At 65.0% G+C, this 13,101-nt stretch carries 13 protein-coding genes; 9 read left to right on the top strand and 4 right to left on the bottom strand.

Features of this window, described 5'->3' with window-relative positions:
• Window positions 1-15: 15 nt before the first annotated feature.
• Window positions 16-342, top strand: a complete 327-nt coding sequence (locus CLU88_RS02290; RefSeq protein ID WP_099655214.1) for a hypothetical protein — start codon at window positions 16-18, stop codon at window positions 340-342.
• 294 nt (window positions 343-636) lie between these two features.
• Window positions 637-1,722 (top strand): restriction endonuclease, encoded by a 1,086-nt coding sequence (locus tag CLU88_RS02285; protein WP_233205351.1) that lies wholly within the window; start codon window positions 637-639, stop codon window positions 1,720-1,722.
• Between the two features lie 162 nt (window positions 1,723-1,884).
• On the opposite strand, the gene CLU88_RS02280 is transcribed toward CLU88_RS02285, so the two are convergent.
• Window positions 1,885-2,826, bottom strand: a complete 942-nt coding sequence (locus CLU88_RS02280; RefSeq protein WP_233205563.1) for an isopenicillin N synthase family oxygenase — start codon at window positions 2,824-2,826, stop codon at window positions 1,885-1,887.
• Window positions 2,827-3,837: 1,011 nt separating this feature from the next.
• On the opposite strand from CLU88_RS02280, the gene CLU88_RS02275 reads away from it, so the two are divergent.
• The gene (locus CLU88_RS02275) at window positions 3,838-4,857 is read left to right on the top strand and encodes an ABC transporter substrate-binding protein (protein ID WP_099655211.1); all 1,020 of its coding nucleotides are present in this window, start codon (window positions 3,838-3,840) and stop codon (window positions 4,855-4,857) included.
• A complete protein-coding gene (locus CLU88_RS02270; RefSeq protein WP_099655210.1) occupies window positions 4,854-5,375 on the top strand; it encodes a nucleoside deaminase in 522 nt (173 codons plus the stop codon). The genes CLU88_RS02275 and CLU88_RS02270 overlap by 4 nt, the downstream gene beginning before the upstream one ends.
• A gap of 237 nt (window positions 5,376-5,612) precedes the next feature.
• On the opposite strand, the gene CLU88_RS02265 is transcribed toward CLU88_RS02270, so the two are convergent.
• From CLU88_RS02265 to CLU88_RS02255, 3 genes are all read right to left on the bottom strand, one after another.
• Window positions 5,613-6,011 (bottom strand): DUF6678 family protein, encoded by a 399-nt coding sequence (locus tag CLU88_RS02265; protein WP_143225930.1) that lies wholly within the window; start codon window positions 6,009-6,011, stop codon window positions 5,613-5,615.
• A 7-nt stretch (window positions 6,012-6,018) separates the two neighbouring features.
• Window positions 6,019-6,993 (bottom strand): M14 family metallocarboxypeptidase, encoded by a 975-nt coding sequence (locus tag CLU88_RS02260; protein WP_099655208.1) that lies wholly within the window; start codon window positions 6,991-6,993, stop codon window positions 6,019-6,021.
• 113 nt (window positions 6,994-7,106) lie between these two features.
• On the bottom strand, window positions 7,107-7,889 hold the full coding sequence (locus CLU88_RS02255) for a transporter substrate-binding domain-containing protein (protein WP_099655207.1): 783 nt from the start codon (window positions 7,887-7,889) through the stop codon (window positions 7,107-7,109).
• A gap of 229 nt (window positions 7,890-8,118) precedes the next feature.
• On the opposite strand from CLU88_RS02255, the gene katG reads away from it, so the two are divergent.
• The 5 genes from katG (at window position 8,119) to CLU88_RS02230 (ending at window position 13,036) form a co-directional block, all read left to right on the top strand.
• Window positions 8,119-10,347 (top strand): catalase/peroxidase HPI, encoded by a 2,229-nt coding sequence (gene katG / locus CLU88_RS02250; RefSeq protein WP_099655206.1) that lies wholly within the window; start codon window positions 8,119-8,121, stop codon window positions 10,345-10,347.
• Between the two features lie 163 nt (window positions 10,348-10,510).
• A complete protein-coding gene (locus tag CLU88_RS02245; RefSeq protein ID WP_099655205.1) occupies window positions 10,511-10,831 on the top strand; it encodes a DUF2322 family protein in 321 nt (106 codons plus the stop codon).
• A gap of 136 nt (window positions 10,832-10,967) precedes the next feature.
• Window positions 10,968-11,435, top strand: coding sequence for an SRPBCC family protein (locus CLU88_RS02240; protein WP_099655204.1), 468 nt, complete (start codon window positions 10,968-10,970; stop codon window positions 11,433-11,435).
• Between the two features lie 314 nt (window positions 11,436-11,749).
• Window positions 11,750-11,998 carry a hypothetical protein gene (locus tag CLU88_RS02235; protein ID WP_099655203.1) on the top strand — a complete coding sequence of 83 codons (249 nt, stop codon included), beginning with the start codon at window positions 11,750-11,752 and terminating at the stop codon, window positions 11,996-11,998.
• A 150-nt stretch (window positions 11,999-12,148) separates the two neighbouring features.
• Window positions 12,149-13,036 carry a peptidoglycan DD-metalloendopeptidase family protein gene (locus CLU88_RS02230; protein WP_099658581.1) on the top strand — a complete coding sequence of 296 codons (888 nt, stop codon included), beginning with the start codon at window positions 12,149-12,151 and terminating at the stop codon, window positions 13,034-13,036.
• Window positions 13,037-13,101: the final 65 nt, after the last annotated feature.

Below are 13,101 nucleotides of genomic sequence, written 5' to 3'. Positions count from 1 at the left end.
ACCACCTGCGCCGCCATGCCCCGCCGCCCCCACCACCACGTCTACGTCATCGAACTATCGAAAGACGTACTGCTGGAACCGCGCTTTCGCCGCTGCAACCCCGGCTACATCGAGGGAAAGCCTTGCGTCTATGTGGGCATGACGGGGCTGGACCCGGATGTGCGGTTTGACAAGCACAAGGCAGGCATCCAGGCCAACCGGTTTGTGATGCTGTACGGCCTGTGGCTGCTGCCGGATTTGTACGAAGGCTTTAACCCCATGCGCTACGAAGAGGCGGTGGACCGCGAGATTGAAATAGGCATTGACCTGCGATCGGCAGGGTTTGGGGTGTGGCAGGCCTGAGAAGGCAGCGTGGACGCGGCACAGGAAGCAAGCCAGCGGCATCGGCGAGATGTCTGAATCCACTGCCGAGCAGGCCCGCCGTGAGGTGCGCCGTGCCCCACATCCCAACCGTTAACAAAATGTAATACTCAGCCCACTGCAGCGCGAATGCGCCTGCATGCTGCTTCCAAATCGCTATCAATTTAAGAGCTGCCAGCGCTTGCAGACATTGCGCTAAAGGCCATTGAGGCAGCCAAACAATTAAACATCGACGCTCCACCCGCCTTCGGGGGCGCCGCAACAAGGGGGAAACACGTGGCACGCACTCGTTCTGGCCCATCGGGCCGCCGCAAACGGCAAGACCGCGCACGGGCGCAATTGCAGGAGAAGGGGTGGGCGGCTTGTGCCCTAGGGGTGGGCATGCTGGTGGTCTTGCCCGTGCTGGCGGGCAAGACGCCCATAGGAGCCATCGTGGTGCAGGGCCTGCGCCCGCTGGGCTGGATGGCGCTGGGGCTAGGGGTGCTGTTGCTGGCGCTGCACTACGCATTGCGCAGCAAAGCACCACGGCTGCAGTTGGCCGCAGGCCATGAGACCCAACCCCCCACAACACAGCGCGCAGACCAACGCGGGCGTCTGCAGGTGGCCCAACGCTCGGCGCAACCCAGTGCTGCGGACGATGCATGGCCTGAGCGCATAGAGCCGGTGCGGCAAACGCAGCCGCACGCCATGCAAGCCGCTGCGCAGCAATTGCAGCCTGAGAAGGCGCCCCCTGGCAATCTCCATAAAACCCCCGCTGCCCCACCGCAGGCCACGCCCAAGGTAAGCAGCCATGCCACCAACGACCCCACCCAAACGTGGAGCGCGGCGGTATTTGCCGCGATTGAATGGCGCAGGTTTGAAGCCGTGTGCGAGACGCTGTTTGCCCAGGCGGGGTTTGAGACCCGCACCCAATCGCACGGAGCCGATGGTGGGGTGGACATCTGGCTGCACAGCAGCAACAGCCCCGGCCCGGCTGCCGTGGTGCAGTGCAAGCACTGGCAAAGCAAAGCGGTCGGGGTGCGAGAGCTGCGCGAGTTCTTCGGCGTGATGGCGTCGCACCAGCTCAAGCGCGGCACGTATGCCACCACCTCAACCTACACCGCAGACGCACTGGCCTTTGCCAAGGCCAACAGCATCCACACGCTGGATGGCGCAGGGCTGCTGCAACTGATAGCGCGGCGCACACCGGCACAGCAACAGGCGCTGCTGCTGGTGGCGTTTGAGGGCGAATACTGGCGCCCCACCTGCGCCAGCTGTGGCACCAAGATGGTGGAGCGCACGCGCCGCGCTGACGGCCGTGGGTTCTGGGCCTGCGCCAACAGCCCCCGCTGCAAAAACACGATGCGCAAGGCGAGTACCTAGACACGGCACGCGGTGCAGGCACTAGGCAACACGTAGGCCCTGCGGATGGTTGAGGGCGCACAGCAAGCCAACACTATCCAGTCCAATGGCAACAAACCTTTGCGCCCATCGCCCGTGGGTAGCCTGCATCAACAAGGCCGCCCCGCACCATCCGCCTTCACCTCAATATCGATTAGAAAAATTGGCACTGATGCGCTGGCGCAGGTACTCCGCCCCGGTGATGGGCGGGTACTTTTTGCCGGGGCCTTCGATCACTGCGTCTTCATTGGCCTGCGCGAAGAAGGCCAGGCTGTAGCGGGCGCCCTGGTATTCGTGTGGCAGCGGGTTGCGCACGCGGTGGAAGTTGCTGGGCAGCGCGTCGTCGCTCCAGCGGGTCAGCATGTCGCCGATGTTGCAGGTGATGACACCCTCGGCGGGCTCCACCGGCGTCCATTGGCGGCCTTCCATCTCTTTGCCGGGCAGCACCTGCAGCCCGCCCTGCCCTGGGCGCTGGAACAGCAGCGTGAGGCAGTCAAAGTCGGTGTGTGCACCGGCGCGCCACAGGCCCAGTTCGTCTTTGAGGGCCGGGTCCATCGCAAAGTAATGCAGCATGCGCAGCGTGCTTTGGTAGCTGGGCACCTCGGGGTTGTGGGCGCGGGTGAAGAAGCCTTCGTCAAACCCCAGCTTGGTCGCAAAGCACGACAGCAGGCGCATGGCCACCTCCCAGCACTGGCGCTCGAAGGCCAGGCAGGCTTGTTGAAAGCCGGGCAGCTCGGCTTCGGTGGGCCACAGGCCCTGCATGCGGGGGCGGGTGATTTGGTAGGACTCTTTCTGGTCAGGCGTGCGGGTGGAGGGGCGGATCTGGCTCTTGTGCTCCCACCCCGCGTTGCGGGACAGGGGCCACTGGGCCTTGGTGTCCGCAGGCAAGGCAAAGAAGGCCTCAGCCCGAGCAAAGGCATCGCGGATGTCTTGCAGCGCAATGCCGTGGTGGCTGACCTGGAAGAAGCCGATGTCTACCGCCGCGCTCCACAGCTCATCGGCAATCTCGCGCTTGCGGTGTTCAAAGTCGCTCAGGTCAATGCAGCGCACCTCGCGGGTGTGCGTTTCCTGGCCCATGTCGCCCATGCGGGCTTCTTTGGCCAGTTCGCCCAGCACGTCGGGCGCGACAGACGGGGAATACGGGGTGTTGGAAAGGCTGTGTGGCTGGGTCGTTTCAGCGATAGCGGTGGTCATGGCAGTGTTCCTTGTCAAAGTACCAAAGTACAAAATCAACAAGGGCTGGGCCTGCACAGGCCAGCGTTGTCATCTGCGTGCGCTGCACTTGCCATGGATTCGGACTCTTTGAACTGGCATAACCGTTCGAGCTGAGCCTGTCGAAGCCTCGCGCGGCGCTTCGACAGGCTCAGCGTGAACGGTTCTGCGGGTTCAACCGCGATCCATCACAGCGCTGCGCACAGCAAATAAGTTCACTGGCCCATGCTGGGCGCCCTTGAAGTGGACAGGGGCAACGGCCCTGCCGGGGCCAGGCCGCTTCCCTCTTCAAGAGCAATGACCCGCCTACAGCCTCCGCACCCTGGTGGGCGGACGCTGCAGCGCTGAACGCTTCTACTCTTGCCCTCACCCAAGCAATTCAGGGGCCAGCAGTGCGGTGGCTTCCCAGCGACTCACCGCACTCAAAGACACCGCAAAGACAACGCATCAGTGCCATGCAAGGGTGCGCAGCACCACACTCCGCCCCGCTTCGGTGATGCGCTGCACCACAACGGCGTGCGCAAGCTGGTGCAGCGCCGTGTGCTCAGGCCAACGCAAGCGCCCAGCAGGCCGCGCAGCCGCCACCACAGAAACACCGTGCACCCTTTGCGCTGCAGCAAGAGCAGCCTGAATCACCACCGCAACATCACTGCCATGTCGCGCGCCGGGCACGCTTCATGCATTGGCATGCCCTTGAGTAGAAGCGTTCAGCACACAGGCCCCGCGCCTGTGTTGCCCGGAAATTGCTCAGTTTCGTGCCGACCTGCCTGGCATGTGCCGGAGGCTGGTGCGGGTGCCCGTTTGCCTTGTGCAGGGGCGCGCGCCCTGCCCCGCCACGGCGAGTGCGGTCGGTGGCCTGCAGCACTTGTTCAATGGGGCACCGCCATGCAAAGACGCCTGTTTCTCTCCACCTCTGTCGCCTCCTCCATCAGCCTTGCTGCACCGTGGGTGCACGCCCAGGGGCCGCTCACGCCGCTCAAGTTCACGCTCGATTTTCGGGTGACGAGCCAGACCTCGCCCTTCTTTATGGCGCAGGCCAAGGGCTACTACAAGGACGAAGGCCTGGACGTGAGCATTGACGTGGGGGCGGGCTCGGTGGCCTCCATCACCCGTGTGGCCAGCGGGGCGTATGACCTGGGGCTGGGCGACATCAGCTCGCTGACTGAGTTCCACGCGCAAAACCCCGACACGCCGGTGCAGGCTGTTTACCAGTACTACAACCGCGCACCCTTCGTCATCATTGGCCGCAAGGACCGTGGCGTGACCAGCGACTTTGCCTCGCTCAAAGGCAAGCGCGTGGCGGCTGCTGCGGTGGAATCCACCCGCCGCAGTTGGCCCATGGTGGCGCGCAGCCTCAAGACCACGCCCGATTTGTTTGAGTGGGTGACCACCGATTTCAGCGCGCGCGACAACGTGATGGTGCGCGGCGATGTGGACGCGGCCACGTACTTCCACGACTCGGCCGTGTCGCTGTTTGCGCGCATGCCGCCCAAGGATTTGGCAGTGCTGGAATATGGCAAGGCGGGCTTGCAGCTGTACGGCAACGCCGTGCTGGCAGGCAAGCTGCTGCAAGACAAGCCCGAGCTGGCCAAAGCCTTTTTGCGCGCCAGCAACCGCGCCCTGCGCGAGACACTGCAAAACCCCGATGCCGCGCTGGCCGCCATCAAGGCGCGTGAGCCCATCTTGAACATGGATGTGGAGCGCGAGCGCTGGGCCATCACTCGCCAGTACCTGGCTGCGCCCGAGGTGCACAGCGTGGGCCTGGGCGGCGTGCAGGCCAGCGTGCTGGCCCAGCAAGTAGACGAGGTGGCCGCCGTGTATGGCCTGGCGCGCAAGCCTGCGGCAGAGCGCGTGTTCAACCCCGCCTTTTTGCCTGCAGCGGCTGACCGCAAGGTGGTGGCATGACGGCCCAGCTAACCCAGCCAATGCTGCCCGCTGAGGTGCCGCTGCACGAGCGCGACGGCCGCTACCTGCGCCACGCCATTGCGCTGGCCGACCAGGCCCGCGCACGCGGCAACCGGCCCTTTGGCGCGGTGATTGTGGCGCCCGACGACACGGTGCTGGCCGAGGCCTGGAACGCCAATGGCGAGACGGGCGACTGCACGGCGCACGCCGAGACATCGGCCATCCGCCTGGCCAGCCCGCGCCACAGCCGCGAGGCGCTGGCCCAGGCCACGCTCTACTCGTCGGGCGAGCCGTGTGTGATGTGCGCAGGTGCCATCTTCTGGTCGGCCATTGGCCGAGTGGTGTACGGCATTGACGCCGAGCGGCTGCGCGTGTTCCGCGGCGAGCGGCTGGACCAGCGCGATGCCGAGCTGTCGTGCCGCGATGTGTTCAACACCTCAGGCCACGCCATCGAGTGCATCGGGCCTGCGCTGATTGACGAGGCATCGGCATCGCACCACGGGGCGTGGAAGACTTGATTGCGGCGCAGATTGCTATGTTTTCAATAGCTTCTAGCGCTTTATCCATAAGCGCTAGCAGCCTATTTAGCCTGATTTTTGGCCTGCCTCAGACGCCTTCTCGTCCCCACCCGTTCGGGCTGAGCCTGTCGAAGCCTTGCACGCACGCGGCAAGCCCTGGCTTCGACGGGCTCAGCCCGAACGGATGCAGGGATATCTGAGGCAAGTCGTTAGTCAGGCATTTTCTGGAGATATCAACTACCGATAGCCATAGATCCAGATCGAGCCATCGGCCTTTTCGTAGGGCAACCCCAGCGACTGCAGTGCCTGCTCTAGCGCGGCCTCGCAATCGACCACGGTGGGCGGCAGCAACTGGCCGACATGGGCCAAGTACCTCGGCCGAATGCGCAGCCATTCGATGGAATACAAGGGGTGAATCCCCTCCACCCAGTCGCCCAGGTACCAAACGTCTACATCAAACGTACTGGGCTCTGGCTCAGAACGCAGCACGTCTTTGCGCTGGTACGGCGGAGGAAAAGGCAGCGTATCAATTACGGCCAGCAGCTCGCGCCACTTGGTGTCATTCATCCACGCGCCCAGGCCGCGCTGCGCCAGCGCCTGCCTCACTTGGCGCTTGTGCTTTGCAACGGCGTCCATGCGCAGGTCAGCGGCCACTGGCCAGCACAAAATCCAGCGCCGCACACACCGCCGCCACTTGCGCGGCGGTGCAAGCCTCGGGCGTGGTGCGGGGGCTGTCGGGGTAGACCTCGGTGGTGGTGGTGTAGCGCGCGCCTGTCACGCTGGCGCACAGGCCCCAGGCGGCCAGCTCGTAGCGAATGACGCCGGGCTCCGTCATGGACGAGCCGATGATTTCGTTGCGCTCGTCAGGCGGTGCAATGTGGGTGACGCGGGCCACCGCCTGCAGCACGGCCTGCTGGAAGGCGGGCTGGGGGTTCTCGGTGTCGTCCACCAGATAAAAACCGTCGGGGATGCTGCTGGGCTCAAACGCCTTGCCGTCGCGCGCGGCCACTGCAGGGCGGTATTCGGATTCGTCGGTGTCGGTGGTTTCGTGCAGGTCAATGTGCGCCGCAAATGCGCCTTGCAGGGATGCCACCTGGGCCACCAGCGCCATGAGTGCGGCGGACTCTTGCACCGTGCTGCCGGGGCGAAAGCTGCGGTTGGGGTCGATGGCGTCGTGGTTCCAGCGCTGGATGCGCTCCCAACCCCAGGGGCTGATGCAGGGGGCCACCAGCCAGTTCACGCGGCCTGCATAGCGCTCGCCGTGCTGGTCCACAAACCGCAGCGCGCCCATCACGCCACTGGTTTCGTAGCCGTGCACACCGCCGGTGACCAGCACGGTGGGCAGGCCAGGTGCCCAGGCGCGGGGGCGAATGGCCTGCAGCGCATAGCGCTCATCACCATAGGCCACCTCGCCGTAGCTCGTCACATCAAAGCGGGTGCGCAGCGTATCGACTGCAGCCAGCACGTCATCGGCATAGCTGCGCTGGCGCACTTGGCGCGCGCGCCACTGGGCCAGCTCGGCAGGGCCCCAGGGCTGGCCGGGGGTGCCAATGGGATACGAAGCGGGAGGGAATGCCGTGGCGGGTGCAGTAGTGGGCGCTGTGCTGGGTGCGGTCATGAAAAAAGCCCCGGCGGCAACGCCGGAAGGGGTGTGCGGCGTGTGGCCGGGGCCTTTATTTTGCCGGGGGATGGCCTGGATCCATCAAGCCGGCAGCTCACCCGCTGCGCAGGTTACTTCAGCCACTTGGTGGCGGCCTGCTGGATGGCGCCACGGCTTTCGATCAGGCCCCACACAAAGCCCATCACGCGGGTGTAGTCGGCGTCGTCGGTGGGCACCATGAAGCCCAGGTAGTTCTTGGGCGTCAGCGGTGCGTCCACAAACGCGGCGTAAAGGCGCGGGTCGGCCTTGGCGTAGTGCAGGGCTTCGTAGGTTTCGGTGATCATCACATCGCCCTTGCCTTCGGCGATCAGCGCAGGGATCTCTGCGTTCTTGTCGTGTGTGCTGACCTGGGCGGCCTTGAGGTTGGCCAGCACAAAGGTTTCGTTGGTGCCGCCGGGGTTCTTGATGACGCGCACGGTGGGCTGGTTCAGGGCGTCCACGCTGGTGTATTTGGCCTTGTCAGCACTGCGCACCAGGGCCACTTTGCCAAACGGGGCGTAGCCGGGCAGCATGTCAAACAGGCGCATGCGGGTGACGTTGCGGGTGATGCCGCCCACGGCCACGTCGAACTTGTCGGCCTGCAGGTCTTTGACCAGGTTGGGCCAGGAGGTCTGCACGTATTCGATCTTCACGCCCAGCTCTTTGGCCATGGTTTCGATCACGTCGATGTCGTGGCCCGAAAAGCCCGCATCGGTCTTGATGGCGAAGGGGCGGTAGTCGCCCGGCGTGCCCACGCGGATGGTCTTGGCCTCCATGATCTTGTCGAGCCGGGGGCCTGCCTGCGCCGCCTGGGTGAAGGACAGGCAGGTGATGACGGCGGCAGCGGCGATGGCGAGGAATTTTTTGGGGGTCATTTCAAAAAGGCTCCGAAGAGGACGAGGGTGGAGGGAAAACGCGATAGCAAAAGCACCGTAAGCCAAAGCACGATGAATGCCAATGCGGGGTTACCACGGAGCCTCTTTGCCAACCCACCCATTGCATAGCGCCAGTGCATGCCTGCGATTAGTTTTAATCAATGGATATGGATAGTTGATTGAAATATCCTTCGTTCACTTGTTTAAGCCAACTACCAAGGAGAGCCCCATGAGCAGCAACGAATCGAAATGCCCTTTCCACAGTGCCGCAGGCGCACAGGCAGGCGCCAAGACCGCCGTGGCCCGCCAGTCCAACCGCGACTGGTGGCCCAACCAGCTGAACCTGGGCATCCTGCACCAGCATGCTCCGGCCTCCAACCCGCTGGGCGAAGAATTTGACTACGCCGCCGCGTTCGAGAAGCTGGACTACGCGGCCCTCAAGGCCGACCTGACGGCGCTGATGACCGATTCACAAGACTGGTGGCCCGCCGACTGGGGCCACTACGGCGGCCTGTTCATCCGCATGGCCTGGCACAGCGCAGGCACCTACCGCACAGGCGATGGCCGGGGTGGCGCGGGCACAGGCAACCAGCGCTTTGCCCCGCTCAACAGCTGGCCCGACAACGGCAACCTGGACAAGGCCCGCCGCCTGCTGTGGCCCATCAAGCAAAAGTACGGCAACGCCATCTCGTGGGCCGACCTGATGATCTTGGCGGGCAACGTGGCGCTCGAATCCATGGGCTTCAAGACCTTTGGCTTTGCCGGGGGCCGTGCCGACATCTGGCAACCCGAAGAAGACATCTACTGGGGTGCCGAAGCCCAGTGGCTGGCCACCAGCGACAAGCCGAACAGCCGCTACAGCGGCGAGCGCGACCTGGAGAACCCCCTGGCCGCCGTGCAGATGGGCCTGATCTACGTGAACCCCGAAGGCCCGGACGGCAAGCCCGACCCCGTGGCCAGCGGCCGCGATGTGCGCGAAACCTTTGCCCGCATGGCCATGAACGACGAAGAGACCGTGGCCCTGGTGGCTGGCGGCCACACCTTTGGCAAGGCCCACGGCGCGGGCGACCCTACCCTGGTCGGCGCCGAGCCCGAAGCCGCTGCCATTGAAGTGCAAGGCCTGGGCTGGATCAACCAACTGGGCAGCGGCAAGGGGGTGCACACCACCACCAGCGGCATTGAAGGCGCCTGGAAGCCCAACCCCACCACCTGGGACAACGGCTACTTCGACATGCTGTTCGGCTACGAGTGGGAGCTGACCAAGAGCCCCGCGGGCGCGCACCAGTGGGTGGCCAAGGACGTGAAGCCCGAGCACCTGATCCCCGACGCGCACGACCCCAGCCAAAAGCATGCGCCGATGATGACCACGGCCGACCTTTCGCTGCGCATGGACCCGGCCTACGAAAAAATTGCCCGCCGCTTCCACCAGAACCCGGCCGAGTTTGCCGACGCATTTGCCCGCGCCTGGTTCAAGCTGACCCACCGCGACATGGGCCCCAAGGCCCTGTACAAGGGCCCTGAAGTGCCAGCAGAAAACCTCATCTGGCAAGACCCGCTGCCTGCGGTGGACCACGCGCTGATCGACGCGCAGGATGTGGCCGCACTCAAGGCCAAGGTGCTGGCAACCGGCCTGTCGGTGGCGGAGCTGGTGTCCACCGCCTGGGCCTCGGCATCGACCTTCCGTGGATCGGACAAGCGCGGCGGTGCCAACGGCGCACGCATCCGCCTGGCCCCGCAAAAGGACTGGGAAGCCAACCAGCCCGCGCAGCTGGCCAAGGTGCTGGTGGTGCTTGAAGGCGTTCAGGCCGCCTTCAACTCGGCGCAAAGCGGTGGCAAAAAGGTGTCGCTGGCCGACCTGATCGTGCTGGCAGGCAATGCCGGTGTGGAAGCCGCTGCCAAGGCCGCAGGCCAGGCGGTGGAAGTGCCCTTCACCCCCGGCCGCACCGATGCCAGCCAGGCGCAGACCGATGTGGAATCGTTCGCCGTGCTGGAGCCCGTGGCCGATGGCTTCCGCAACTACCAGAAGAAAACGTTCAGCGTGCCCGCCGAGGCCTTGCTGATCGACAAGGCGCAGCTGCTGACCCTGAGCGCGCCCGAGTTGACGGTGCTGGTGGGTGGCCTGCGGGTGCTGGGCGCCAACGTGGGGGGCGCACAGCATGGCGTGTTCACCCAGCGCGCCGGGCAGCTCACCAACGACTTCTTTGTGAACCTGCTGGACATGGGCGCCGCTTGGAGCCCCACATCGTCCGCCAACGACGTGTTTGAAGCCCGCGACCGCAAGACCGGCGCCGTGAAGTGGACCGGCACCCGCGTGGACCTGGTGTTTGGCTCCAACTCGCAACTGCGCGCCTTGGCCGAGGTGTATGCCCAGGCCGATGCACAGCCCAAATTTGTGCGCGACTTTGTGGCCGCCTGGACCAAGGTGATGAACCTGGACCGCTTCGACTTGAAGAAGTGATTTGGAGAAGTGAGCGGGCATCTGTGAGGGATGCGGCGCAGGGCGCGAAATTGGGTTAACTTCACGCCCCTGCGCTTTGGACTGCCCCTGAAAAGGCAGTCCAATGGATCACCCGGGCTGGCGCAGCAATGTGCCAGCCCTTTCTTCGTCTGGAACTGAACCCATGAACTTCGCTGACCGCCTCAAGCAACTGCCCTCTGCCGCCCACCTCACCTCCTTGCAAGTGCTGGGCGCTGACGGCGCTGTGCTTGCCACCCTGGAGAACAAGCCCGGCCAGGCCGGTTCGCTGGCGCTGTATGCCGCACTGGCCGCGCTGTACGGCGGCCACATCACACCCGCCGCTGCCAGCCTGGGCCTGGAGTGGTATGCCGAGCACACCGCCGATGCCCACGCCCACCCTGGCAAGCACCCCAACATCGACCGCCTGGTGCAGTGGGCCCAGGGCAGCACCAGCTATGCGGTGCGCGTGCAGGCACTGGCCTGAGTGCATTGACCCGATGGCTGTGCGGCCAGCCCAAGCCATCGGAAACACCCTGTAAAGCCGCAAGCGCAGGCGTTTACAGCGCCACAGGGCTGGGGGATGATGAGCGCCCGACCACTCCCCCCACCCAAGGCTCGACATGACCCAGAGCAACGCCCCCGCATCCACCGGCACTGTCACCCTGCACCGCGTGTTGCGCGCCCCGCCAGAGCGGGTGTACCGCGCCTTTCTGGACCCCGACGCCATGGCCAAGTGGCTGCCGCCCCACGGTTTTACGGGCCGGGTGCTGGAGATGGATGCCCGCGTGGGCGGCGCGTACCGCATGCAGTTCACCAACCTGGCCTCGGGCCACACCCATGCGTTTGGCGGGCGCTATCTGGAGCTGGTGCCGGGCGAGCGCATCGTCCACACCGACCGCTTTGACGACACCCACCTGCCGGGTGAAATGCGCACAACCATCACCTTCAAGGCCGTATCGGTGGGCACCGAGCTGGTGGCGGTGCAAGAAGGCATCCCGGCCATGATCCCGACCGAGGCCTGCTACCTGGGCTGGCAAGAGTCACTGCAGTTGCTGGCGCAGCTGGTAGAGGCCAACATTGCGGGCTAGAGCGGGTGGCACTGAAGGCAAGGCAGCCTGATTGGCGACCTGCCTCAGACGCCTTCTCGTCCCCACCCGTTCGGGCTGAGCTTGTCGAAGCCTTGCACGCAGGCGGCAAGCCCTGGCTTCGACGGGCTCAGCCCGAACGGATGCAGGGGTATCTGAGGCAAGTAGCTAATCAGGCAAGGCAGCCCGCCCACCCAAAGCAGCCGGGGTTAATTAGCTCCTTTTTTTATAGCTGCCAGCGCTTATTCCTTGAGCGCTAGCGGCACTTTTTATTCAAAATTCGGTTACCCTCGCAGCCTTACCCTCAGGAATGCACCATGAAAAAACTCAACGTCACCATCCAGCTTGAAATGTCCGTGCCCGACGACTGGGAGCTGGTGGGCACCTCGGAAGGCACCCCTGTGCTCAAGCTGCCCAACGGCACCTTCATGGACGTCGCCATCGAGCCCCTGTTTGCCACCAACCCCGAAGAAACCTGGAGCAGCACCGACGATGACGACGTGCTCAACGACGTGCTGGACATGGTGGACAGCGAATCGGTGACTTACGAGTTCGTCACCCACTGATGTCCTTGTGACGGGGCTGGCGGTGTGCCGCGTCTGCGCCTTCCCACCACATCAAAATTGATAGCTGCCAGCGCTTATAAAATGCGCCCTGGCGGCTATTTTTCTTTGAAGCTGCCTCTGCTCTCCCGCACCCTCACCGCTTCGCCCTCCATGCACCAACCCCACCGCCGCACCCTGCTCACCACCCTGGGTCTTTTGTCTTTGCCGGGCGCCAGCTGGGCGGCCAAGCCGCAGCCCGCCGCGCCCGTGGTGTGGCCGCACGCGCTGCAGGTGCCGGGCGGCGTGGCGCGCCTGTCGCTGGGGCCTGCAGCGCAGCGCCCCCGGGTGCAGGTGCGCCAGGGTGATGCCGATGTGCCGGTGCTGGTGGTGGGCGATGCCATCGAGTGGACAGCGGTGCTCGGCATCCCATTGGCCGCCGCCGTGGGCAGCGCCCACGCCACGCTGCTGGCCGGCGGAGCAGACACCCAACTGACGCAGGCCCGGCAACTGCCCTACACCGTGGCGCCCAAGCGCTATGCCGAGCAGCAACTCAAGGTGTCGCCCCGCACAGTGGATTTGGCGCCCGAAGACCAGGCCCGCTACGAACGCGAGCGCGACCACCAGGCCCGCGTGATGGCCACCTGGAGCGAGCCCACAGGCGGTGCTTTGCCATCGCTGCGCATGCAGCAGCCCGTGCCGGGGCGACGCTCCAGCTCGTTCGGGCTGCGGCGGGTATTCAACGGGCAGTCGCGCAACCCGCACAGCGGCATGGACATTGCGGCCCCCACGGGCACCCCCATCGTGGCCCCGCTGCCTGGCACCGTCATTGACACGGGCGACTACTTCTTCAACGGCGGCACCGTGTGGATGGACCATGGCCACGGCCTGCTCACCATGTACTGCCACCTGAGCAGCATTCAGGTCCGCGTGGGCGACACCGTCCAGACGGGCGAAGCCTTTTGCAAGGTGGGCGCCACCGGCCGCGTCACCGGCCCCCACCTGCACTGGGGCGTGATGCTCAACCGCACCATGGTGGACCCGGCCCTGTTCATTGAATGACAATGCAGCAGCGGCCCTCGGGCCAGCTTTGTGCGTCCTTCAGGTCTTTCACGCCCTTCAACGTT

The organism is Acidovorax sp. 56, assembly GCF_002749705.1.
Lineage (GTDB): Bacteria > Pseudomonadota > Gammaproteobacteria > Burkholderiales > Burkholderiaceae_C > Acidovorax.
Note: the sequence above shows the minus strand (reverse complement) of the source record. Positions and strands in the feature narration are given on the sequence as shown.